The organism is Curtobacterium sp. MCPF17_031 (assembly GCF_003234035.1).
Classification (GTDB): domain Bacteria; phylum Actinomycetota; class Actinomycetes; order Actinomycetales; family Microbacteriaceae; genus Curtobacterium.
On sequence record NZ_QKSG01000003.1, the window covers coordinates 319,762 to 343,088 of the forward strand.

General features: G+C 71.7%; 22 protein-coding genes and 1 tRNA gene. 17 read left to right on the forward strand and 6 right to left on the reverse strand.

Features of this window, described 5'->3' with window-relative positions:
- The first annotated feature begins 164 nt into the window (after positions 1-164).
- From DEJ31_RS06780 to rlmB, 4 genes are all read left to right on the forward strand, one after another.
- Entirely contained in the window at positions 165-647 is a 483-nt protein-coding gene (locus DEJ31_RS06780) for a CarD family transcriptional regulator (RefSeq protein ID WP_017888066.1), read from the forward strand.
- 58 nt (positions 648-705) lie between these two features.
- Positions 706-1,941, forward strand: coding sequence for a 2-C-methyl-D-erythritol 2,4-cyclodiphosphate synthase (ispF, locus tag DEJ31_RS06785; RefSeq protein WP_258366213.1), 1,236 nt, complete (start codon positions 706-708; stop codon positions 1,939-1,941).
- Positions 1,942-2,014: 73 nt separating this feature from the next.
- Positions 2,015-3,424: a cysteine--tRNA ligase gene (cysS, locus tag DEJ31_RS06790; protein ID WP_111121495.1), complete on the forward strand. Its 1,410-nt coding sequence runs from the start codon at positions 2,015-2,017 to the stop codon at positions 3,422-3,424.
- Between the two features lie 28 nt (positions 3,425-3,452).
- Entirely contained in the window at positions 3,453-4,472 is a 1,020-nt protein-coding gene (gene rlmB, locus DEJ31_RS06795; protein WP_110903426.1) for a 23S rRNA (guanosine(2251)-2'-O)-methyltransferase RlmB, read from the forward strand.
- A gap of 314 nt (positions 4,473-4,786) precedes the next feature.
- On the opposite strand, the gene DEJ31_RS06800 is transcribed toward rlmB, so the two are convergent.
- Both DEJ31_RS06800 and DEJ31_RS06805 read right to left on the reverse strand, forming a co-directional pair.
- Complete coding sequence (locus DEJ31_RS06800) at positions 4,787-6,073, reverse strand: DUF4032 domain-containing protein (protein ID WP_110903425.1); 1,287 nt, start codon at positions 6,071-6,073, stop codon at positions 4,787-4,789.
- 144 nt (positions 6,074-6,217) lie between these two features.
- Entirely contained in the window at positions 6,218-7,318 is a 1,101-nt protein-coding gene (locus DEJ31_RS06805; RefSeq protein WP_110903424.1) for an ABC transporter ATP-binding protein, read from the reverse strand.
- 263 nt (positions 7,319-7,581) lie between these two features.
- On the opposite strand from DEJ31_RS06805, the gene DEJ31_RS06810 reads away from it, so the two are divergent.
- On the forward strand, positions 7,582-8,607 hold the full coding sequence (locus tag DEJ31_RS06810; protein WP_110903423.1) for a thioredoxin domain-containing protein: 1,026 nt from the start codon (positions 7,582-7,584) through the stop codon (positions 8,605-8,607).
- Positions 8,608-8,629: 22 nt separating this feature from the next.
- Here the strand turns inward: DEJ31_RS06810 and DEJ31_RS06815 are convergent, their stop codons facing one another.
- On the reverse strand, positions 8,630-9,523 hold the full coding sequence (locus DEJ31_RS06815; protein WP_111043394.1) for a neutral zinc metallopeptidase: 894 nt from the start codon (positions 9,521-9,523) through the stop codon (positions 8,630-8,632).
- A gap of 125 nt (positions 9,524-9,648) precedes the next feature.
- Here DEJ31_RS06815 and DEJ31_RS06820 point away from each other — a divergent pair, with 125 nt between their 5' ends.
- Positions 9,649-10,590 (forward strand): 2-deoxy-5-keto-D-gluconate 6-phosphate aldolase domain-containing protein, encoded by a 942-nt coding sequence (locus tag DEJ31_RS06820; protein WP_110903421.1) that lies wholly within the window; start codon positions 9,649-9,651, stop codon positions 10,588-10,590.
- An 11-nt stretch (positions 10,591-10,601) separates the two neighbouring features.
- Here the strand turns inward: DEJ31_RS06820 and DEJ31_RS06825 are convergent, their stop codons facing one another.
- Entirely contained in the window at positions 10,602-11,366 is a 765-nt protein-coding gene (locus tag DEJ31_RS06825) for an NAD(P)H-hydrate epimerase (protein ID WP_111043692.1), read from the reverse strand.
- A 35-nt stretch (positions 11,367-11,401) separates the two neighbouring features.
- Between DEJ31_RS06825 and DEJ31_RS06830 the strand changes: the two genes are divergently transcribed.
- From DEJ31_RS06830 to DEJ31_RS06845, 4 genes are all read left to right on the forward strand, one after another.
- Complete coding sequence (locus DEJ31_RS06830; protein ID WP_111121496.1) at positions 11,402-12,187, forward strand: alpha/beta fold hydrolase; 786 nt, start codon at positions 11,402-11,404, stop codon at positions 12,185-12,187.
- Between the two features lie 101 nt (positions 12,188-12,288).
- The gene (locus DEJ31_RS06835) at positions 12,289-13,320 is read left to right on the forward strand and encodes an aldo/keto reductase (RefSeq protein ID WP_111121497.1); all 1,032 of its coding nucleotides are present in this window, start codon (positions 12,289-12,291) and stop codon (positions 13,318-13,320) included.
- A gap of 274 nt (positions 13,321-13,594) precedes the next feature.
- Positions 13,595-14,929: a hypothetical protein gene (locus DEJ31_RS06840; protein ID WP_146243109.1), complete on the forward strand. Its 1,335-nt coding sequence runs from the start codon at positions 13,595-13,597 to the stop codon at positions 14,927-14,929.
- Positions 14,910-16,289 (forward strand): hypothetical protein, encoded by a 1,380-nt coding sequence (locus tag DEJ31_RS06845; protein WP_111121499.1) that lies wholly within the window; start codon positions 14,910-14,912, stop codon positions 16,287-16,289. Before DEJ31_RS06840 ends, DEJ31_RS06845 begins: the two co-directional genes overlap by 20 nt.
- A gap of 33 nt (positions 16,290-16,322) precedes the next feature.
- Here the strand turns inward: DEJ31_RS06845 and DEJ31_RS06850 are convergent.
- A tRNA-Thr gene (locus tag DEJ31_RS06850) sits at positions 16,323-16,395 on the reverse strand.
- A 73-nt stretch (positions 16,396-16,468) separates the two neighbouring features.
- Positions 16,469-16,870: a peptide-methionine (R)-S-oxide reductase MsrB gene (gene msrB / locus DEJ31_RS06855; protein WP_110903414.1), complete on the reverse strand. Its 402-nt coding sequence runs from the start codon at positions 16,868-16,870 to the stop codon at positions 16,469-16,471.
- A 73-nt stretch (positions 16,871-16,943) separates the two neighbouring features.
- On the opposite strand from msrB, the gene DEJ31_RS06860 reads away from it, so the two are divergent.
- The 7 genes from DEJ31_RS06860 (at position 16,944) to DEJ31_RS06895 (ending at position 23,198) form a co-directional block, all read left to right on the forward strand.
- Positions 16,944-17,420 carry a GNAT family N-acetyltransferase gene (locus DEJ31_RS06860; protein ID WP_220034848.1) on the forward strand — a complete coding sequence of 159 codons (477 nt, stop codon included), beginning with the start codon at positions 16,944-16,946 and terminating at the stop codon, positions 17,418-17,420.
- Positions 17,420-18,475: a DUF2332 family protein gene (locus DEJ31_RS06865; RefSeq protein ID WP_111121501.1), complete on the forward strand. Its 1,056-nt coding sequence runs from the start codon at positions 17,420-17,422 to the stop codon at positions 18,473-18,475. The genes DEJ31_RS06860 and DEJ31_RS06865 overlap by 1 nt, the downstream gene beginning before the upstream one ends.
- A gap of 96 nt (positions 18,476-18,571) precedes the next feature.
- Positions 18,572-18,871 (forward strand): DUF3263 domain-containing protein, encoded by a 300-nt coding sequence (locus tag DEJ31_RS06870; RefSeq protein WP_258366198.1) that lies wholly within the window; start codon positions 18,572-18,574, stop codon positions 18,869-18,871.
- Complete coding sequence (locus DEJ31_RS06875; protein ID WP_110903410.1) at positions 18,868-19,467, forward strand: LytR C-terminal domain-containing protein; 600 nt, start codon at positions 18,868-18,870, stop codon at positions 19,465-19,467. The genes DEJ31_RS06870 and DEJ31_RS06875 overlap by 4 nt, the downstream gene beginning before the upstream one ends.
- Before the next feature lie 252 nt (positions 19,468-19,719).
- Positions 19,720-19,923: a cold-shock protein gene (locus DEJ31_RS06880; protein WP_056120541.1), complete on the forward strand. Its 204-nt coding sequence runs from the start codon at positions 19,720-19,722 to the stop codon at positions 19,921-19,923.
- 238 nt (positions 19,924-20,161) lie between these two features.
- Positions 20,162-21,784 carry a chaperonin GroEL gene (gene groL, locus DEJ31_RS06885; protein WP_110903409.1) on the forward strand — a complete coding sequence of 541 codons (1,623 nt, stop codon included), beginning with the start codon at positions 20,162-20,164 and terminating at the stop codon, positions 21,782-21,784.
- A gap of 667 nt (positions 21,785-22,451) precedes the next feature.
- Positions 22,452-23,198, forward strand: a complete 747-nt coding sequence (locus DEJ31_RS06895) for an endonuclease domain-containing protein (protein ID WP_146243110.1) — start codon at positions 22,452-22,454, stop codon at positions 23,196-23,198.
- Positions 23,199-23,327: the final 129 nt, after the last annotated feature.

The window sequence follows — 23,327 nt, forward strand, 5'->3', positions numbered from 1 at the left end:
TGGCGGACCGAGCGGTCCTGGCGATCATCCTACCCAGGCCCCGGTGGGGCCGGAGGTCAGGGTGGGCAGCGCCCGGGCGGGTCCCGCGCGGGCCCGGGGGTCAGGCTTCCCTTACCCGAACGTCCCCTGTGGTAAACTGGATGTCTGGGAACGGAGCCTGATACATGCAATTCGAGGTCGGCGAGACCGTCGTCTACCCCCATCACGGGGCGGCAACCATCTCTGAAGTCAAGACTCGCGTCATCAAGGGCGAGGAAAAGGTCTACCTGAAGCTTCGGGTGACGCAGGGCGACCTGACGATCGAGGTCCCGGCGGACAACGTCGACCTGGTCGGCGTCCGCGACGTGATCGGCAAGGAAGGGCTCGACAAGGTGTTCGAGGTCCTCCGGGCACCGTTCACGGAAGAGCCCACCAACTGGTCGCGCCGCTACAAGGCGAACCTCGAGAAGCTCGCTTCGGGTGACGTCATCAAGGTGTCCGAGGTCGTCCGCGACCTGTGGCGCCGCGATCAGGACCGCGGCCTCTCCGCGGGCGAGAAGCGGATGCTGGCCAAGGCGCGCCAGATCCTCATCTCTGAGCTGGCCCTGGCCGAGAAGACCGACGAGGACAAGGCATCGACCGTTCTCGACGAGGTCCTCGCGTCCTGACGCCCGCTTGCGCACCACCACGAACGACACGACGACCGCACCGGCGCAGAGCCCAGCTCTGGCAGCCCGTGCGGTCGTCGTCGTTGCGGCAGGGTCCGGCACCCGTCTCGGCATCGGCACCGCGAAGGCGTTCGTCCCCGTCGCCGGGGAGCGCATGCTGGTCCGCGCGTTGCGGACCGTCCTGACCCTCCGAGAGCCGACCCTCGTGGTCGTCGTCGCGCCGTCCGACCGGATGGACGAGTGCCGTGCCCTCGTCGCCGACGTGGCCGGTGCGGCTGCGGCGTTCACGTCGGTCGTGCCGGGAGGCGCGGATCGCCACGCGTCGGTCCAGGCCGGGCTGGCCGTGCTGCCGGACTCCGTCGAGACCGTGCTCGTGCACGACGCAGCGCGGTGCCTCACGCCGACGTCGCAGTTCGAGCGGGTCTTCGCCGCGGTCGCCGGCGACTCGGCGGACGGGCTGGCGCAGGGTGGTGCCGGCGTGGTGCCGGCGCTGCCGGTCACCGACACCGTGAAGCGCATCGCCGGGGACGTCGTCGTCGAGACCGTCGACCGTTCGGCACTGGTCGGGGTGCAGACGCCGCAGGGCTTCCCGCTCGCCGCACTCCGTCGGGCGTACGCCGTCGCGGAGCGGGCCGAGACCGACGACGCCGGGGTGTTCCAGGCGGCCGGCGGTGTCGTCCGCACCGTGCCGGGCGACCCGGACGCGTTCAAGATCACCACGCGGTGGGACCTCGGTCGGGCCGAGGCCGTCGTCGCCGAACGAGCGGCCGCCCGCACGCTCGACGGGTGGGCGGGGTCGGCCGTCCCGGTCGGGTCCGACGTGCGTGTCGGGTTGGGTGTCGACGTGCACGCCTTCGACCCCGCCGTGCCGTGCCGTGTGGGAATGCTCGACTTCCCCGGCGAGCCCGGCCTCTCCGGGCACAGCGACGGGGACGCCGTCGCCCATGCGGTGTGCGACGCCCTGCTGTCGGCCGGTGGCCTCGGGGACATCGGGAGCCGGTTCGGCACCGCCGACCCGGTCTTCGCCGGCGCCGCCGGGGACGTCTTCGTGCGCGGTGCCGTCGCACTCCTGCAGGGCGCCGGACTCGAGCCCGTCCGCGTCACCGTCCAGGTGATCGGCAACCGCCCGCGTATCGGTGCCCGTCGTGACGAGATGCAGGACGCCCTGGCCGCCGCGGTCGGCGCTCCCGTGGCGGTGTCCGGGACGACGACCGACGGCCTCGGCTTCACCGGGCGGGGTGAGGGGCTGACCGCGATCGCGACGGCCGTCGTACGATCCGCGCCCGCGCCCTGAGACCGTCGCCTCGTTCTCCACAGGCTCCGGGTGGCCCCGTGTCACCGCGGGTGTGGCCCTCTAGGCTTGTCGCGTGACCGTTCGCCTGTACGACTCCCGCGCCGCCGACGTCGTCGACCTCGTGCCCCTGGTCGACGGACAGGTCAGCATCTACGTCTGCGGCCCGACGGTGCAGTCGTCGCCGCACATCGGGCACCTCCGGTCCGCGCTGGTCTACGACATCTGGCGTCGCTGGCTGAGCCACCGCGGGTACCGCGTGACCCTGGTGCGGAACGTCACGGACATCGACGACAAGGTCCTCGACCTGGCCGCGGGCACCGACGAACCCTGGTGGGCGCGGGCGTACCGCGTCGAACTCGAGTTCACCGCCGCGTACACGGCACTCGGCATCCTGCCGCCGACGTACGAGCCCCGTGCGACCGCGAGCATCCCGCAGATGCAGGACATCATCACGCGGCTCATCGAGCGCGGGCACGCGTACCCGGCCGCCGACGGCAGTGGTGACGTGTACTTCGACACCGCGAGCTGGCCGGAGTACGGCGCGCTCACCCGACAGCGACGTGACGACATGGTCGACGCCACCGATGCCGATCCCCGTGGCAAGCGTGATGCCCGGGACTTCGCACTCTGGAAGGGCAGCAAGGCGGGGGAGCCCTCGACCGCGAGCTGGGACTCCCCGTGGGGTGCGGGTCGTCCCGGGTGGCACATCGAGTGCTCCGCGATGTCCCGGCGCTACCTCGGGCCCGCGTTCGACATCCACGGCGGTGGCCTCGATCTCCGCTTCCCGCACCACGAGAACGAACTGGCGCAGTCGACCGCTGCCGGGGACGCCTTCGCGTCGTACTGGTTGCACAACGGACTCGTGTCCGTCGGTGGGCAGAAGATGTCGAAGTCGCTCGGCAACTCGATCTTCGCCGCCGACTTCCTCGAGTCCGCACGTCCGGTCGTCGTCCGCTACTTCCTCGGTGCCGCGCACTACCGCTCGACGATCGACCACCACGACGGGTCCCTGGCCGAGGCCGAAGCCGCACTCGACCGCATCGACGGCTTCCTGTCACGGGCCGCCACGCGCCTCGAAGGGGTCCGGCTGAGCGACGCTCCGGCCGTTCCGCAGGGGTTCGCCGACGCCATGGACGACGACCTCGCGGTGCCCCAGGCGCTGGCAGTGCTGCACGAGACCGTCCGGTCCGGCAACGCCGTACTCGACGCGGACGATGCGGAAGCGCTCGGGGTCGCGTACCATCAGGTGGCTGCGATGGTCGAGGTGCTCGGCATCGACCCGCGTGCACCGCACTGGTCGGGTGGTGGGCACGACACCTCCGCAGCACCGCTCGCCGCCCTCGTCGAACGCCTCGTACAGGAGCGCGCCGACGCCAGGGCCGCACGGGACTTCGCCACGGCCGACCGCGTCCGGGACGATCTCGCAGGCGCGGGCATCACGATCGAGGACACACCGTCCGGAACACGCTGGAGCATCGCCTGAACACGGCAGTGCCGAACAGGAGAACTGCATGAAGAACGTCTCGGGGAGCAAGAAGGGTCGTCCGGGCGCTGTCCGTGCCGGCCGCAAGGGCAACAAGCAGGTCGGCTCCGGCGGACAGGGCGCCCAGGCGCTCGAGGGTCGCAAGCCGACCCCCAAGGCCGAGGACCGCCCCTACCACCCGGCCGGCAAGCGCAAGGCCGCGAAGGAGCGCTTCGAAGCGGCCCGCACGCGTCGCGGCGGCAGCAGTGCCTCGGCACCGCAGACCCGCACCGGCGGTCGTCCGCCCGCGCGGAAGACCGACGACAGCGAGCTCGTGACCGGACGCAACTCGGTGCTCGAGGCGCTCCGTACGAAGACGCCCTCGACGACGCTCTACGTCGCGGCCCGCATCGAGGTCGACGACCGCGTCAAGGAGATCCTGACGCTCGCCAACCACCGCGGTGTGCCGATCATGGAGATCATGCGCCCGGAGCTCGACCGCATCACCGGGCACGACAGCGTGCACCAGGGCGTCGCGCTCAAGGTGCCGGCGTACGAGTACGCCGTGTCCGAGGACCTGGTCGAGCGGGCGTTCTCCCGCGACCAGGTGCCGCTCCTCGTGGCCCTCGACGGCATCACCGACCCGCGCAACCTCGGAGCGATCATCCGCTCCACGGCGGCGTTCGGCGGGCACGGTGTCATCGTGCCGCAGCGTCGCTCGGTCGGTGTGACCGCGTCGGCGTGGAAGACCTCCGCCGGTGCCGCTGCACGCACACCCGTCGCGATGGCCCCGAACCTGACGCAGACGCTCAAGTCGCTGAAGTCGATGGGCCTGTTCGTGCTCGGACTCGACGGGGACGGCGACGTCGAGCTCGACGCCCTCGAGCTCGCCGACCGGCCGATCGTCATCGTCGTCGGTTCCGAGGGCAAGGGCCTGTCCCGCCTGGTCACCGAGACGTGCGATGCGATCGTGTCGATCCCGATCTCCAGCGCGACGGAGTCGCTCAACGCCGGCATCGCCGCGAGCGTCACCCTGTGGGAGGTCGCGCGGCGCCGTCGCTCCGCGTAGCGCGCACCAGACGACACCCGGGAGGCCCGGTGCCGGTCCACGAGACCGGCACCGGGCCTCCCGTCCGTCTGCCCGTCTGCCCTCCCGCCCGTCGCCCGCGAACCCGTCGCCGAAGTCGCACGTCCTGCCGCCCGGCGGGCCGGGAGGCGGCAGGTTCTGCGACCTCGGCAGCGAGCGCTCGCCATGTCTCGCGACCTCGGGCTCGCCCGGGACGGCCGCGTGCCGACGTCGCACGTTCTGTCGTCTCTCCGGTCGGCAGGCGGCACGTTCTGCGACCTCGGCGCTGCACCGGCGGCACGTCGTGCGACCGCGGGTCAGACCGACGCGCGCCAGTCGTCGACGTCGTCCTCGTCGTCGTCCAGGGGCAGCGCGATCGACGACGTCGGCGGGTTGATGAGCGTGCGCTCGTCGCGGCGGTGCCGCAGCACGTCGTTGATGTACGCGGTGGTGGCCTCGGGCAGGGAGACCGAACGCTCCTCCTGCTGGGACATGAACCACCGGTGCTCGAGCAGCTCGTGGAACACCTCGGCCGGTTCGAGTCGCCCACGCAGGTCCCGGGGGATCGCACGGACGACGGGCTCGAACACGCGCGAGACCCACTCGTGCGCGACCATCTCCTCGTCGAGTTCCTCGCGGCCGTTGCGGGCACGGTAGGCGTCCAGGTCGTTGAGCAGTCGTCGGGCCTGGTTCTCCTCGGCGTCGAGCCCGGTCAGGCGCAGCAGTCGGCGCTGGTGGTGGCCGGCGTCGACGACCTTCGGCTGGATGCGGACCTGGGCGCCGGCCTCGGCCGTGCGGATCGACAACTCCTCGATGTCGAAGCCGAGCGCGTTCAAGCGCTCGACCCGGTCGTTGATCCGCCAGCGCTCGCCGGCGTCGAACTGCTCCGGGCCGGTGAGCTCGGTCCAGAGGGTGCGGTACTGGGCCACGATCCGGTTCGACACGTCGACCGGATCGGCGTTCTCGTCGAGCCGTCCGCCGGCCTCGAGGTCCAGCAGCTCCCCGGCGATGTTGACGCGGGCGACCTCGAGGTCGTTCTCACGCTGCCCGTTCGACAGGCCGCCCGGGTAGAGCTTGCCGGTCTCGGCGTCGACCAGGTAGGCCGCGAACGAGCCGGCGTCCCGCCGGAACAGCGTGTTCGACAGCGAGACGTCACCCCAGTAGAAGCCGATGACGTGCAGGCGGACGAGCAGGAGCGCGAGCGCGTCGACGAGCCGCGTGGCGGTGTCGGGCCGCAACGTCTGCGAGTACAGGGCGCGGTAGGGGAGCGAGAAACGCAGGTGCCGGGTGACGAGGACGGGCTGGAGTTCCTCGCCCTCGCGGCCGACGCGGTTCGTGATGACCGCGACCGGGTCGACGCACGGGACGTCCATGCGCTGCAGGGTGCGGAGCATGTCGTACTCGGAGCGCGCGAGTTCGGCGCTGGTCTCCTTGACCGCGACGACGTAGCCGCTGAGGTGCACGAACCGCACCAGGTGCCGCGAGATGCCCTTCGGCAGCGCGACGATCGTCTCGTCCGGCCAGGCCTCGAGGGGCAGGTCCCACGGCAGGTCGAGCAGGCCGGGGTCGACGGTGGCGGCGGTGATGGTCATGGAGTCGGGCACGACGGGTCCTCAGGTGCTCGGCGGTGGGTCTGCAGGACGGGAGGCGCGGCGCGGGCCCGCACCGCGCCTCCCGTCCCACAGGGGGAACGGCGGGAGCCCGCCACCCGCCTGGTGCGGCGGCTGGCGGGCTCCCGGTGGTGCGGATCAGGCGCTGATGACGGCCTTGTCGTCGAGGCGCTCGCCCGACTCGGCGTCGAACACGTGCACGTGACCCTGCTTCGGGCTCACGACGATCGTGTCACCGATCGAGGGGTGGTTGCGACCGTCGACGCGCGTGACGATGTCGGTGCGCGTGCCGTTCACGTCAGCGTGGCCGTAGAGGTAGCCGTCGGCGCCGAGCTCTTCGACGACGTCGACCGTGACGGGCAGGCCCTCACCGGACTGGGACACGATGATGTCCTCGGGGCGGACGCCCACCGTCACCGAACCCGAGCGGGCGTTCGAGAGGGTGTCGCGGTCGATCGGGTGGTTGAGCGACCCGAAGGTGATGCCGCCCTCGACCACGGAGGCCGGCAGCAGGTTCATGGCCGGCGAGCCGATGAAGCCGGCGACGAACACGTTGTTCGGCTTCTCGTAGAGGTCGCGCGGCGTGCCGACCTGCTGCAGGATGCCGTCCTTGAGCACCGCGATGCGGTCACCCATGGTCAGCGCCTCGGTCTGGTCGTGCGTGACGTAGACCGTGGTGACGCCGAGGCGACGCTGCAGCGACGCGATCTGCGTGCGGGTCTGGACGCGGAGCTTGGCGTCGAGGTTCGACAGCGGCTCGTCCATGAGGAACACCTGCGGCTGACGGACGATCGCGCGGCCCATCGCGACGCGCTGACGCTGACCACCGGAGAGCGCCTTCGGCTTGCGGCCGAGGTACTGCTCGAGGTCCAGCAGCTTGGCTGCCTCCTGCACGCGGGTCGCGCGCTCTTCCTTGCCGACGCCGGCGATCTTGAGCGCGAAGCCCATGTTCTCGGCGACGGTCATGTGCGGGTACAGCGCGTAGTTCTGGAACACCATCGCGATGTCGCGGTCCTTCGGCGGGACGTCGGTGACGTCGCGGTCGCCGATGCGGATGGCGCCGGAGTTGACCTCTTCGAGGCCGGCGAGCATGCGCAGGGACGTGGACTTGCCACAGCCCGAGGGGCCGACGAGGACGAGGAACTCGCCGTCGGCGACGTCCAGGTCGAGGGAGTCCACCGCGGGGCGGTTGCCTCCGGGGTACAGACGGGTTGCCTTGTCATAGGTGACGGACGCCATGAGCGTTCGGTCCTCTCCACCGGCAGGTACGTGCCGGACGATCCGTAGTGAAGCGACGACCCGCGAGGGCCGGCGGATGGTCGCCGTCGACCATCGCTGCTCATACAACACGAGTTCTCGGACCGGCGCCAGTGCGCAGCTGCCGGTACCCCGGGCATTCCCTGCTGGTTGGCTGGTTCCCATCGGCCGCCACTACAATCGGCGGGTCCGTCCGCCGACCGGGGGGAGGCCGAGCGGACACCGACCAGGAGGACAGCCGCCCGATGACCAACCGCCCTGAAGGTGACGACCGCGCTCGCGACGACGATGCTCGCGATGACCGTGCTCGCGACGAGCGTGCTCGCGACGACCGCCCTCGCGAGGACCGCGCCGGTGCCGCTCGTGCCGAACGGAACGCTCGTCGTGCCGCTGCCCGCGAGCGAGCCCAGCGCACCCGAGCCCAGCAGAAGCGTCGCCAGCGTGGTGCCCGACTGGGGCTGCAGATCGGACTCGGCGTGGTGCTCGTCGCCGCCGCCACCATCGTGACGCTCGTCCTCGTGAACTCCTCGCGTCCCGCCGGCCCCGGCCCGGACACGATGGCCGACGGTGGCATCACCATCAGCACCGGTCTGAAGGCCGTCGACCCGGGCGCCGCGTCGAGCGGGCCGTCCGCGGGGGAGACCGCCTCGGCGGACCCGGTGCGGATCACCCTGTACGTCGACTACCTCTGCCCGATCTGCGGCGCGTTCGAGTCGACGAACAGCGAGTACATCGAGGGCCTGGTCGACTCGGGGGCCGCGACGATCGACATCCACCCCGTCGCGATCCTGTCGAACCGTTCGCAGGGCACGAAGTACTCGCTCCGTGCGGCGAACGCGGCGGCCTGCGTGGCGCAGGAGTCGCCTGACTCGTTCTTCGCCGTGAACAAGGCCCTGTTCGCGAAGCAGCCGGAAGAGGGCACGCCGGGCCTGACGGACGAGCAGCTCGCCTCGGTGATCACGAGCGTCCCGGGTGTCCGGCACGGCTCCACGATCGAGTCCTGCATCGACGACCAGCGCTACGGCAAGTGGGTCGACGAGCGCACCACCGCGGTGACCGGTGGGGACATCCCCGGCTCCGATCTGACGACCTTCCCGGGGACCCCGCTGGTGCTCGTCAACGGTCAGCAGTACCAGTACACGACCGCGTCGACGAACGACGAGTTCCGCACGTTCGTGGTCGGGGCCGCCGGCAGCACCGAGTCCACCCCGACCCCGACGCCGAGCAGCTCGTCGTCGGAGACCCCGTCCGCCTCCGCCACCTCGGACTGACCGGCCCGGCCGGCCGCCCGACCTAGAGCGACGAGCCGGCGACGCTCAGGGTGTCGCAGCTCGTCGCCCCGCGCTCGTAGCCGCGCTCGAACCACCGCTGCCGCTGCGCGCTGGACCCGTGCGTGAACGAGTCGGGGTCGACCTGTCCGGTCGCCTTCTCCTGGATGCTGTCGTCACCCACGGCGCTGGCGGCGGACAGGGCGTCGGCGATCTGGGCGCGGGTCACCGGCTCGAAGAACGTCGAACCGTCGGCCGCCTTCGTGGTCGCCGCGTCCCCGACCCACGCCCCGGCGTAGCAGTCCGCCTGCAGCTCGACTCGGACGCTGCCGGACGAGGCGCCGGTGCCGCTCCGGTCGGTGTCGGCGAAGGTGCCCTGGAGCTGCTGCACGTGGTGGCCCCACTCGTGCGCGACGACGTACATCTGTGCGAGCGGACCGCCCGAGGACCCGTAGGTCGACTTCAGGTCGTCGTAGAACGCGGTGTCCAGGAAGATCGCCCGGTCCGGCGGGCAGTAGAAGGGCCCGGTCGCCGCCGACGCGGTGCCGCACCCGGTGTCGGTCGACCCGTCGAACAGGAAGAAGTCGGGTGTCGAGTACGACGTCCCGAGCTGTTGCGACTCGGAGCTCCAGTAGGCATCGAGCGACTCGGCGGCGCCCTCCATCCGGCACTCGACGTCAGCGTTGGCGTCGCGGCCGGTCTGGCACTCGGTGATCGGTGTGGCCTCGACGCCGCCCTGTTGGATCGGGGTGAGACCGCTCCCGCCGCCGACCAACCCGCCGATGTCGACGCCGGTGAACTGCGCGATGAGGAACACCACGATCGCGGTGACTCCGGCCGCGCCGCCGCCGATGGCCGTGTTGCGCCCGCGGCGCTTGACCTTGCCGCCCTGCAGCCGGGTGTCGTCGTTGAACGTCATGCTCCGAACGTACGGACGATCGGCCGACGCCGCCCGGAAATACGACGCCGCCCGGAACCACGACGCCGCCCGGAACCACTCCGACCCGAACCGAGGGGGAGCGCCGACGGAGTAGACCGGGGCACATGCCGATCCTCGACGAGACCCACCCCCTGTTCCTCCTCGCGATGGACCAGCGGTCCTCGCTCCTCAAGCACACGTACGACGAGGACTCGGGTGAGCCCGCGGACGAGGCCGAGGCCGAACGGGTCCGCGCCGGCAAGCAGCTCGTCTACCGCGGGGTCCTCACCGCCCTCGCCGCAGGAGCCTCCCGGGAGCGCACCGGCGTGCTGGTCGATGAGCTGTACGGCGCCGACGTCGCCCGACTGGTCAAGGAAGCCGGGCTGCAGCTCGCCATGCCGATCGAACGATCCGGCCGCGAGTGGTTCGAACTCGAGTACGGCGACGACTGGGTCGCGCACGTCGACGCCTTCGACCCGGACTGGGTGAAGGTGCTGGTCCGGGACAACCCCGCGTTCGACGCCGACTCCCGTGAGCAGCAGGCGCGCGCGCTCGCCGACGTCGCGGCCACCCTGCACGACGCCGGTCGCCCGTTCCTCGTGGAGCTCCTCGTGCCGGGCACCGACGAGCAGACGGCATCGGTCGACGACTACGACCGTGACCTCCGCCCGGACCTCGTCGTCCAGGTGCTCGAGTTCCTGCAGGACCACGGGGTCGAGGCGGACGTCTGGAAGCTCGAGGGCCTGGACCGTCGAGAGGACGCCGAACGCGTCGTCGCGACCGCCCGCCGCGGTGGCCGCGACAGCGTGCAGTGCATCGTCCTCGGCCGGGACGCCCCGCAGGAGCAGCTCGACGCGTGGTTGCGCACCGCTGCACCGGTGGACGGCTTCGTCGGGTTCGCGATCGGCCGGAGCAACTGGGAGGAGCCGCTCGAGGACGTGGTCCGCGAGCACCTGGACACCGAGGCGGCCGAGCAGCTCATCGCAGCCAACTACCGGCACTTCGTCGACACCTGGCTGGAGGCCCGTGGCGACGTCGAGCACGGGGTCGACGCCGGCGCGGTCTGACGCGGGACAGGTCAGGTGCGGATCAGCGGCTCCACCGCCGCCAGGTCCGCACCGATCCCGACATCGACGAGTTCGATCCGTCCGGCGAGCGTCGCCGCTGGGCCCCGGAGCAGCCCGGCCTTCACCCCGCCGAACGTGACGGTGACGTCCGCGTGCAGCACGTGGTCGTCCGCGATGCCGCCGGTGTCCACGTCGATCCCACTCGGCACGTCCACCGCCACCACGAACGGCGCCCGCTGTTCCCGCGCCAACTCGCGGAGGCCCGCCACGACCTCACGCGCCGGCGACCGCAGGGGTCCGCCGCCGCCGATGCCCAGGACGCCGTCGAGGACCAGGTCCGCCTCCAGCGCGGCCTCGCGGGCGATCTGCGCCAGCCGCTCACCGACCGGGGTCATCGCCGCGTGCAGGATGTCCGCAGCACCCGCTGCGGAACCGGACGCCCCGTCCGCGACCGGGTCCTCCAGGAGGTGCGCCCCGGCCTCGCGGGCCGCTGCCAGGCCCGCCTCGTGGACGCGTGAGCCGACGCGCAGGACCGTGACGCGCCTCCCGGCCGTCGCCAGGCGCGCACCTGCGAACAGGGCGTCCCCGCCGTTGTCACCGCTGCCGGCGAGGACCAGCACCGATCCCGGACCGTCACCCGGACGCACCGCCGGGTCGTCGAGCAGATCGCCGACGATCGTCGCCAACCCGTCCGCGGCCCGCTGCATGAGGGGCTCGCCCGCCTCCAGGTGCGGTCGTTCCGCCGCACGGATCTGATCGCCGCCGTAGCCGTCCATGCCAGCCACTGTGCCCCCGGTACCCTGGGCAGGCCATGTCACTCGTCCCCGAAGCGCCCCGCCCCCGGGTGGTCATGTCCCCGGACGGCCTGCCGCTCGCCACCTACGACTTCGGTGACCCGGACGCGCCAGCGGTCGTCGCCGTGCACGGATTCGCCTCCGGAGCGCTGCTGAACTGGCACGCCTCCGGATGGACCCGCGACCTGGTCCGCGCCGGACGCCGGGTGATCGCGTTCGACCAGCGCGGCCACGGCGCCAGCGGGAAGCCACACGAGCCGCACAGCTACTCGATGGACCTGCTGGTCGACGACGTCTCCGCCGTCATCGACACGTACCTGCTCGACGACGTCGCGTTCCTCGGGTACTCGCTCGGCGCCCGCGTCGGCTGGCACACCGCCGGACGGATGAGCGACCGGATCTCGCGCGCCGTGCTCGGCGGGATCCCCGACGCCGACCCCATGCGGAGCGTGCGCGTCGACCAGGCCCGGGCGTTCATCACCGACGGCACACCGGTGGCGGACCGCGTCACCGACGGGTACCTGACCATGGCGGCCGGCATCGAGGGCAACGACCTCCGCGCGCTCGTCGCGATGGTCGAGGGGATGCGGGACAGCATCGAGCCGACGCCCGAGAACGCGCCGACACAGCCGCTGCTGCTCGCCGCGGGCAGCGCGGACGGCATCAAGGACAGTGCGCTGCGGCTCGCCGAGACGGCGCCGCACGCGACCTTCTTCGAGATCCCGGGGCGGAACCACTTCAACGCCCCGACGTCGCGGCACTTCCGGGAGGCGGCGATCGCGTTCCTGGGGGAACAGGACTGACGCCGGCGATCGCGTTCCTGGGCGACGGCCTGTCCGGCGGCAGCTGACGGGTACTCGTGGGCCCTCCCGCTGCGGAGGCCGCGCGGCGTAGCGTCCGCCGCATGGAACACAGACTCCTCGGCAACAGCGGGACAGTGGTGTCATCGCTGACCCTCGGCACCATGACGTTCGGCAGCGAAGCCGACGAACCCACCTCCCACGCCATCATCGACGCCTTCGTGGCCGGCGGCGGCACCTTCATCGACACCGCGGACGTGTACTCGGGCAACGAGTCCGAGCGCATCATCGGCCGCTGGCTCCAGGCACACCCCACCGAGGCGCAGCAGGTCGTCCTCGCCACCAAGGGCCGCTTCCCGCAGGGCGACGGTCCGAACGACCTCGGCCTGTCGCGCCGACACCTGCGCGTCGCGCTCGACGCCTCGTTGGAGCGGCTCGGCGTCGACCACATCGACCTCTACCAGATGCACGCGTGGGACGCCCTGACCCCGATCGAGGAGACCCTGCGCTTCCTCGACGACGCCGTCTCGGCCGGCAAGATCGGGTCCTACGGGTTCTCGAACTACCTCGGCTACCAGGTCACGAAGGCCGTCTACGAGGCGAAGGCGCACGGCTGGGCACCCCCCGTCACCCTGCAGCCGCAGTACAACCTGCTCGTCCGCGACATCGAGCACGAGGTCGTGCCCGCCTGCCTCGACGCCGGCATCGGCCTGCTGCCGTGGTCGCCGCTCGCCGGTGGCTGGCTGTCCGGCAAGTACCAGCGTGACGAGGCCCCGACCGGCTCGACGCGTCTGGGCGAGGACCCGAAGCGCGGCATGGAGGCGTGGGAGGCCCGCAACGCCGACGAGCGCACCTGGCAGGTGCTCGACGTGGTGTCCAGCGTCGCCGAGGCGCACGGTGCCTCCCGATCCCAGGTGTCCCTCGCCTGGCTGCTCGCCCGCCCGGCCGTGACCAGCGTCATCCTCGGTGCCCGGACGGTCGAGCAGTTGCAGGACAACCTCGGTGCAGCGGACCTGGTGCTCGAGGACGCCGAGCTCCGGGCCCTCACCGACGCCAGCGCACCCCGGGTGGACGACTACCCGTACGGCACGGCCGGCGTCGCGCAGCGCGAGCGGAAGATCAGCGGCGGCCGCTGAACAGGCGCCCGGGCAGGGCGGATCCGCGGTGCTGCCCGCCGGATGATGCGGGAAACCGCTGATGTCGTCCGGCGGCGTGGACCCGGTGGTCCTGCGGATGTCAGGATCGACGCACGGCCGGCTGGTTACCGCGCCGAGCGCCGGGAACGCCCCTGATCCGTGTTCCACCCGCGCCGGAGCCCCGAGCGACCTGGTCGCTCGGGGCTCTGCTCATGCCAGGGTGCTGCTCATGCACGGGCGCTCCTCGCGGCCGGGCGGCTGCTAGCGTCCTGTGGTGCTCGAAACGACCCCCGTCCCGGTCGACGTCCGTCGTCGGCGCGCCCTGACGCACCCGATCCTGACGTGGGTCGTCGCAGCCGTGCTCGCTGTCGCCTCGAGCCTGTGGATGTGGCACCGGCTCGGCTGGCCGACCCGGGGGATCGCCTGGGCCGAGGACTCCGGCGTCTTCCTCAACGAGCGGCTGGAGCTCGGTGCCGTGCCGTCGCTGCTCCACCCGTACAGCGGCTACCTGCACCTGGTCCCGCGGATCGTGGTGGACGCGGCCGTCGCGCTCTGGCCGATCGAGGACTACGCGATGGTCGTCACGGCCCTGTCCTGCTGCGTGATCGGCATCGTCAGCGCGACCGTGTTCGTCCTGGCGCGGGACGTCGTCCGGTCGGCACCGCTCCGGGCGCTCCTGGCGGTCGTGCCCGCGATCGCGCCGATGGGTGTCGTCGAGATCGCCGGCAACACCGCGAACTTGCACTGGTACCTGCTCTTCCTGGCGCCCTGGGTCTTCGCGTTCCGGCCGCGGTCCTGGTGGAGCAGCGCGAGCATGGCCGTCGCCGCGCTCGCCATCACCCTGACCGAGATACAGGCGGCCCTCTTCGTGCCGCTCTTCCTGTTCGGGTTCCGGAGCCGCCGGGGTGTCCCGGTCCTGGCCGCCGCGTTCCTGGGGCTCGCCGCGCAGGCCGCCACGACCCTCCAGGCACCGCGTCCGCGGACCCCGAGCGACGCGAGCCCGCTCGACATCGCCGCGGGATTCCTCGCGCAACCCGTCGCCGGCTCGTGGAACGGGGACGTGCGGGAGGTCGGCGTCACGATCGTGCACCTCGGGTGGTGGGTCGTCGTCGTGCCGGCGGTCGTGGTGCTGGCGGTGCTCGTCCTCGGACTGGTGCGACGAGGAGGAGCGAGCCGGTGGATGATCGTCGCGCTCGGCGCCGCGCCCGCCGTGCTCTGGGTCGCTGCCCTGCGGGTGAACGCCGTCCCGAGCATGTTCGCGGAGTGGAACGAGGCCTCGTTCCAGCGGTTCGGCCCCTACCGGTACGCCGCCGCGGCGTCGATGTTCCTGCTGGCCGCGGTCGTCGTCGCCGCGGACGTCTGCATCGGCCGCGGCCGTGTGGTGCTGCCGGTGCTCGGCTGGGTCCTCGTCGCGAGCGTCGTCGCCGCGGGCGTCCTCAACGTCCACGCCGAGACCCGACGGGCTGACGGACCGGTCTGGTCCACCCAGGTGCAGCGACAGGGCGCGGCCGTCTGCTCAGCCGACCCGGACGGGACGGTGCGCATCGAAGCGTCGCCGCGTCCGCGCCTGTGGACGGCAGAGGTGCCCTGTGCTCGGCTCGAGCACTAGCCCGTCCCCAGCCGGCCGCCCGATCCGGGCCGCGGTCGTCGCACTGGTCGTGCTGGTGCTCGCGACGGCCACCGCCTGGTTCCGCCTGGACCCGGTGCAACGGGCGACGCTGTGGGCAGAGGACGGCCGGGACTTCGTCTCCGCGGACATGGTCGACGGGTTCGGCGCCACCCTCTTCCGGCCGTTCGGCGGCTACCTGCAGGTCGTCCCGCGCCTCGTCGCCGCGGTCAGCAGCACGATCGCCCGCCCGGAGCACCTCGCCCAGACGGTCACGCTGCTCTCGTGTGCGGTGGTCGGTGCCGTGAGCGCGCTGCTGTACCTGTACGGGCGCACGATGCTGCGGAGCCCGGTGGCACCGTTCCTGCTCGCGGCCGTGCCCCCGCTGATCCCGACCGCTCCACGTGAGGCGCTCGGGACGATGAACAACCTGCACTCGTTCCTGCTGCTCCTGGTCCCCGTCGTCCTCCTGGTCGTGCCGCGGTCCTGGTGGACGTCGGCCGCGACCGCCGTCCTGGTCGCCGTCGTCGTGCTCAGCGAGACGCAGGCGCTGCTCTTCGCCCCGCTGCTCCTGGCCGGGATCCGCCGACGCGAGAAGTGGCCGGTCGCCGCCGCGTTCCTCCTGGCCGGCGCCGCGCAGGTCGTCACGGCGGTGCAGTACCCCCGCCCGTCGATCAGCTACGGGTCGGCGATGCCCGTGACGCTCGCGGACGTCGTCGTCGGCTTCGTCACCGTCCCGCTGACCACGGTGTGGACCACCCGGCTCGGGTCGGTGGGCGGCCTGATCAGCGCCTCGGGGATGACCCCGATCGTCGTGCTCACCGTCGTCTGCGTCGCGGTGGCCGCGGCGGGCATCGTCTGCGGTGGTGTGGTGCACCGGTGGCTCGTCCCCGCGACGGTCCTCGGGGCGGCGGCGCTCTGGTCGGCCGCGCTCCTGGTCACCCCGGCCGGCGGGTTCGCGTTCACCGAGGGTGTGGCGGACCACGTCGCTCACTTCGGCACGATCCGCTACGCGACGGTGAGCTCCGGGTTCCTGCTGCTCGCACTGGTGGTCACCGCCGACGCGCTGTGGTGCCCGGCCCGTGCTCGTGTCCCGGATCGGGGCCAGCGCCGGGCATGGATCCGTCGCGGCGCGGCCGTCGTGGTCGCCCTGGCGGTCGCGGTCCCGCTCGTGGTCAACGTCCACGACACCGGCCACGCCACCCGGTCCGACGGCCCGACGATCACGTCGCAGGTGCCCGCCGCGCGCGCCACGTGTGCGAGCCGCGGCGCCGACGGACGGGGGACCGCACTGCTCCGACAGTCGCCGGACCGATCGCCGTGGACCGTCACGCTGACGTGCGGGTACCTGCAGCGTCGGTGACCGTCGGACGGGGACTGCGCGCGTGGACCTGAGGGCCGGCAGCGGGACTTGAACCCGCAACCCCCGTATTACAAGTACGGTGCGCTACCAATTGCGCCATGCCGGCTGACCCGCCCATCGTACCGGGCAGGACACGACGACGGCGCCCGAGCCGCAGCCCGGGCGCCGTCGCCTGTTCGCTACTCCTCCGCCGAGAAGTTGAGCGAGATCGAGTTCATGCAGTAACGGTCGCCCGTAGGGGTCCCGAAGCCGTCCGGGAACACGTGGCCGAGGTGCCCGCCGCAGTTCGCGCAGCGGACCTCGGTGCGCGCCATACCGAGGGACTTGTCCTCGATGAGCTGCACCGCTGCCGGGTCGACCGACTCGTAGAACGAGGGCCAGCCGCAGCCGGAGTCGAACTTCGTGCCGCTCTTGAACAGTTCCGCGCCACACGCCGCACACGTGTAGACCCCGGCACGCTCCTCGTCGAGGAGCTCACCCGTCCACGGGCGCTCCGTCCCGGCCTGGCGGAGCACGGCGTACTGGTCCGGCGAGAGCTCCTCGCGCCACTGGGCGTCGGACTTGTCGACGTTGTATGCCATGTGCGTACCTCCTGGTTCCGACCGGGACTCGTGTCCACCGGTCATCGTGCGTCAGATCAGTAAACTCCGGGGGATGTCCGGTCATTCCGTCCACCACGCTCGCTGGGAACACCTGACGACCGACGAACTGTACGACATCGTGCGGCTGCGGAACCGGGTGTTCGCCCTCGAACAACGGGTCACCGCCGAGGACTTCGACGGCCGCGACCGCGAGCCCGACACCGAGCACTGGTGGTCCGGCACCCCGGACGCGCCGGCCACCGGCTACCTCCGCCTGGTCCGCCCGGCAGGGGACGAGCCGCACCCCGACGGCACCGATGCCCCGACCCGGGTGATCGGCCGGGTCGCCACCCACCCGGACCACCGCGGCCAGGGCGTCGCCGGCCGGCTGGTCGCCGCCGTGCTCGCCGAACACGGGCACGAGGCGTTCGTCCTGCACGCCCAGCAGTACGTCGCCGCGCTCTACGAACGCCACGGCTTCGTCCGCTTCGGCGTCCCCTACGACGAGGCCGGCATCACCCACGTCGGCATGTACCGCCCGGCGTCCTGATGGACACCCGGGGGCGCTACCGCACCTACGCGGACCGGATCGCGTCCGTCTCGCCCGCCTACGCCGGCTGGGCCGACTCCCTGGACGACGACCTCGTCGCGCTGCTGGACGAGGTCCCCGCGACCCAGCGTCAGCCGGAACTGCTGTTCGCGGTCGCACGACGGCTCGGCGCCGACCCGATGGACGCCGGATCGCTCCGCGCACTCGGCCGGGAGGCCCGCCCCGCCCTGGTCGCGGCCCTCACCACCGCCACCGTGCAGGCCAACGACCCGCGCCGGCTCGCCCCCGTCGTCCCGGTGCTCGCGGCGCTCGCCGCGGCGTCCGACCGGCCGCTCGGGCTGGTCGACGTCGGTGCGGCCGCGGGGCTCTGCTCGATCCCGGACCGGGTGACGCTCGACCACCGGCAACGCGCCCCGCTGCACACGTCGCGCCCCCTCGCGACGGGGCGCGACGTCCGTAGCGGGGCGCGGGACCCGCTCCTCCGGATGCACACCGCCGTGCCCGGGCCGGCGGTGCACCTCGTCGCGGACGTCACCGGGACGCCGCCGGACCCCGCCGCGACGTCGATCCGGATCGGTGCGCGCATCGCCCTCGACCCGAACCCGATCGACCCGACGGCACCGGGAGCGCTCGAGCGACTCGTCGAGGCCGTCCCGCCCGAGGCGACGGACCGGACCGCCCTGATGGCGGAGGCATTGCGGGCGACGGTGGTCGAGCCTCCCGTCCGGATCCGTGGCAGGGTGCCGGAGGACCTGGACCGGGCGCTCGATGCGCTGCCGGACGACTGCGAACCGGTCGTCCTCACGACGGGGACGCTCGTCTACGTGCCCGGCGCCGGACGGCAGCGCCTGGTCGACCGGCTCCGTGAACGCGACGTGCGGTGGGTGGCGCTGGAGCGGACCGGCATCCTCGCCGGGGTCGCCGCGACGCTGCCGGAGGACGTGGACCCCGCGGACCCGGACGCGTTCGCGACGCTGTCCCTCGACGGCCGGGCGCTCGCCGTGTCGGACGCCTTCGGGACCCGGGTCCGGTGGTTCGGCCGCACGCTCCGCTGAGCGGGTTCCGCGACAGTCCAGCGCCGTGCCAGGGTCGACCTGCCGAGCGCCCCTACGATGTGCGAGACCTGCAACCCGTCCGCGATCGGAACCACAGTGACCGCCCTCCCCACCGACGAGCTCACCGAGCTCGCCAAGCACGTGCTCGCGTTCGAGCACGAGCGGGCACGGCACGACCGGACGAAGGAAGCGGAGATCCGCGTCGAGTTCGACATGTCGCCGACGCGGTACTACCAGGTGTTGAACCGGGTGATCGACTCTCCGGCTGCCCTGGCGTACGACCCGCAGCTGGTCACCCGGCTGCAGCGTCTCCGCCGGGCCCGGACGAGTGCCCGCGCTGCCCGCAGCTTCGTCGCGCCCCCGGCCGACCACGAAGGACGTGAAGAGGAACGATGACGAGATTCCCGCGAGACCGGTTCGACGACGTCACCGACGGCCCCCGGGTCGGGGCGCACCGCGGTGCTGCCCGTCGGGGTGGTGGATGGATCGTGTTCGCGTGGGCGGCCCTCGCGACAGGTGTCCTCGTGGGCGTCGGTGTGCTCGTGCTCGCACTCGCCAACGGCAGTTTCCAGTTCACCGAGGGCAGTGGCGGAGCGACGGCGGCCCCGTCGTCGTCGGCGTCCTCGACCCCGACCGGCGGTGCGTCGGCCAGTCCGGAGCCGTCGGGCGAGGCGTCCAGCTCCGCGCCGGCTGCCGCTGCGTCCCCCTCGGACCAGGGCGCGACGACCCTCGTGGTGCTGAACGGGACCTCGACCACGGGCCTCGCCGCGAACGCCTCCACGAAGCTCACCGGCGCCGGGTGGAAGGTGACCTCCACGGGCGACGCCGGCACCACGGGGTCGACGCAGACCATCGTCTACTACCAGCAGGAGTCGCAGGCAGCGCTCGCGGAGGGGATCGCGCAGTCGCTCGGGACCTCCGCGGTGCAGCAGTCGGCGGCCTTCCCGAACGCCGACGTGTCGGTCGTCCTCGGGGCCGACTACACCGGCTGAGACCGCTGATCCGGGGCTCTGTGTTTCCGGCACGTTGCGGATGGTGGATCGCTCCGTGAAATACGTGTCACACCCCTTGCCGAAATCGTGACACTCGGTCAGAGTCACGAGTGGTCATCCCGTGGTCGCGACAGGTCCTCATTCCAGAGGGGATGTCGCGAGATCGGGAGAGGCGACACGGCCTCGGACCCGACGGCACCATTTGCGATGGTGGCGTCGTTCGCACCAGCAGTACCGCAGGGAGCAAGGAACATGGCCAACGGAACCGTGAAGTGGTTCAACGCCGAGAAGGGCTTCGGCTTCATCACCGTGGATGGAGGGGGCCAGGACGTGTTCGTGCACTACTCGGCCATCGACATGAACGGCTACAAGGTCCTCGAGGAGGGCCAGGCAGTGACGTTCGACGTCGGGACCGGGTCGAAGGGCCCGCAGGCCGAGTCGGTCCGTCCCGCCTGAGTCGCAGAACCGCTCACGAACGCGTCGTCCCTCCGGGGCGGCGCGTTCGTCGTCTGGCGGCCGTCGTCCCGGTCGCAGCGCGGGCGGGTGTCGGGTGGGCCGACCTGTGGAAGCGGGGCGAGCCTCCCGACTGTGTTGCACTCTCGGGTGGCGAGTGCCAGAATCGGGCTTGGCACTCGGTCACACTGAGTGCCAGAACGACCCCGATGACGACGTCCGGGAGGGACGAAGAACTCACATGGCAAAGATCATTGCTTTCAACGAAGAGGCCCGACGCGGCCTCGAGCGCGGCCTCAACCAGCTGGCCGACGCCGTGAAGGTGACGCTCGGCCCGCGCGGCCGCAACGTCGTCCTCGAGAAGAAGTGGGGCGCCCCCACGATCACGAACGACGGTGTCTCCATCGCCAAGGAGATCGAGCTCGACGACCCGTACGAGAAGATCGGTGCGGAGCTCGTCAAGGAGGTCGCCAAGAAGACCGACGACGTCGCCGGTGACGGTACGACCACCGCAACGGTGCTCGCCCAGGCGCTCGTCCGCGAAGGCCTCCGCAACGTGGCCGCCGGTGCCGACCCCATCTCCCTGAAGCGCGGCATCGAGAAGGCAGTCGAGGCCGTCTCGGCCCAGCTGCTCGCCGACGCCAAGGAGATCGAGACCAAGGACCAGATCGCCGCCACCGCGTCGATCTCGGCCGCTGACCCGACCATCGGCGCGCTCATCGCCGAGGCCATCGACAAGGTCGGCAAGGAAGGTGTCGTCACCGTCGAGGAGTCGAACACCTTCGGCACCGAGCTCGAGCTGACCGAGGGCATGCGCTTCGACAAGGGCTACCTGTCGCAGTACTTCGTCACCGACCCCGAGCGTCAGGAAGCCGTCTTCGAGGACGCTTACATCCTGATCGTCAACTCGAAGATCTCGAACATCAAGGACCTCCTGCCGGTCGTCGACAAGGTGATCCAGGCGGGCAAGCAGCTCCTGATCATCGCCGAGGACGTCGACGGCGAAGCCCTCGCGACCCTCGTCGTGAACAAGATCCGCGGCATCTTCAAGTCCGTCGCCGTCAAGGCGCCGGGCTTCGGCGACCGCCGCAAGGCAATGCTGCAGGACATCGCGATCCTCACCGGCGGCCAGGTCATCTCGGAAGAGGTCGGCCTCAAGCTCGAGAACGCGACGCTCGACCTCCTCGGTCGTGCCCGCAAGGTCGTCATCACCAAGGACGAGACCACGATCGTCGAGGGTGCCGGCGACGCCGAGCAGATCGCCGGCCGCGTCCGTCAGATCCGCTCCGAGATCGAGGCGACCGACTCCGACTACGACCGCGAGAAGCTCCAGGAGCGTCTCGCGAAGCTCGCCGGTGGCGTCGCAGTCATCAAGGCGGGTGCCGCGACCGAGGTCGAGCTCAAGGAGCGCAAGCACCGCATCGAGGACGCCGTCCGCAACGCGAAGGCAGCCGTCGAAGAGGGCATCGTCGCCGGTGGTGGCGTCGCCCTCATCCAGGCCGGCAAGGTCGCGCTCGACTCGCTCACCCTCGAGGGTGACGAGGCGACCGGTGCGAACATCGTCCGCGTCGCCATCGACGCCCCGCTCAAGCAGATCGCGCTCAACGCCGGTCTCGAGCCGGGTGTCGTGGCCGCCAAGGTCCGCGAGCTCGAGTCCGGTTGGGGCCTCAACGCCGCGACCGGCGAGTACGTCGACCTGATTGCCACGGGCATCATCGACCCCGCCAAGGTGACGCGTTCGGCGCTGCAGAACGCTGCGTCGATCGCCGGTCTGTTCCTCACGACCGAGGCCGTCGTCGCCGACAAGCCGGAGAAGAACCCGGCCATGCCGGCCGGCGACCCCACGGGTGGCATGGACTTCTAGTCCGGACCTGCTCGGCAAGGGCCCTCGTACGCTTCGCGTGCGGGGGCCCTTCCGCGTGCGCGGGTGCGGCGCGGGCGGGCGGCGGGGGCGGGGGCCGGCGGGGGCGGGCGGCGCAGGCGGGCGGCGGCCGAGGTCGCACGAACTGCCGCCCGCCGGGTGCCGAGGCGGCACTTCGTGCGACCTCGGCGAGTAGTCCGTGGCGTGCTGTGCGACTTGAAGGCTGCGCCGCCGGCCGGGGGGCCGGCGGGCCGGCGGGCCGGCGGGCCGGCGGGCCGGCGTCCGATCGTCGAGGTCGCTCGAACTGCCGGCAGGCCGAGCGGCGTGCGGCACATATCGCGACCTGGGCGCTCGGGCTGCGGCGCGTCTCACGACCTCGGGAACGCTCGATCGCGCGGCTCGCGAGTGCGCGACTTGCAGGCTCCTGCACTGGAGGCTGGCGTCACGTCGTTCTCCACAGGGAACGGGAGTCGTCGGCTCGGTCCGCCGCCGCGTTCTCGAGACTGTCGAGATGGTGCAGCCACGACCCCTTCCGAGCCCGTTCGACGCGCAGCCCTTCCGGGTTCGCGACGCGCTGTCGTCGGGCCTCGACGCAGGACGACTTCGCCGCCACGATCTGCGACGACCCGTCCACGGGGTCCGCGTCGGGCGCGGGTGCGAGGGGACGCTGGTGGACGCGCTCTCACTCGTCCTGGGAACCCACCAGTTCTTCAGTCACACCACGGCGGCGCGCCTCTGGGGAGCACCGCTGCCCGGGCGGGAACAGGATCGGAACCACGTCTCCACGGCTGGCCGCGGTCCGCTGATGCGCCGCCCGGGCGTGACCGGCCACCGGGCCCGAGCGGACGCCCCGATGACCACGGTCCGAGGAGTCCGGTGCAGCACCCCGGAACAGGCCTGGTGGGAGTGCGCTTCCGTGCTCGGGCTCCGTGACCTGGTCGCGGTCGGTGACCACCTCGTCGGGAGGAGCGCTCTGACCACCATCGACGGGCTTGCCGCATCGATCCGTCCGGGCCACCGTCACGTCCGCGTGGCCCGAGCCGCCATCGAACTCGTCCGCGTCGGTTCGGAGTCAGCGATGGAGACGTGGTTCCGGCTCGCCTTGGTCGACGCCGGATTCCCGGAGCCGGTGCTCAACATCGACGTCGAGGACCCTTCCGGAACGTTCCTCGGTCGTGTGGACATGGCTTGGCCCGAGTACCGGATCGCCTTCGAGTACGACGGTGACCACCATCGTGACCGCGAAGTGTTCCAGCACGATCAACGGCGAGACAACGGTTTCGTCGTCAACGGATGGCTCGTCGTGCATGCCACTGCCCTCGACGCGTCTCGTCCGGCGCTGGTCTTCGAGCGACTCCGCCAGGCGTTCGCGATCCGGCGAAGCAGTCCCGCGCGCAGCTCTGCGTCGGCTCAGTGAGTCGACTTTCCTGCGACGCGGGGGAGGTCCGGCTCGCCGAGGTCGCACGACGTGCTGACCGAGACGGGCGCCGGCGGCAGTTCCGGCGACCTGGACGGCGGGCGCAGGGAGAGCCTCCCGGCCGGGGAG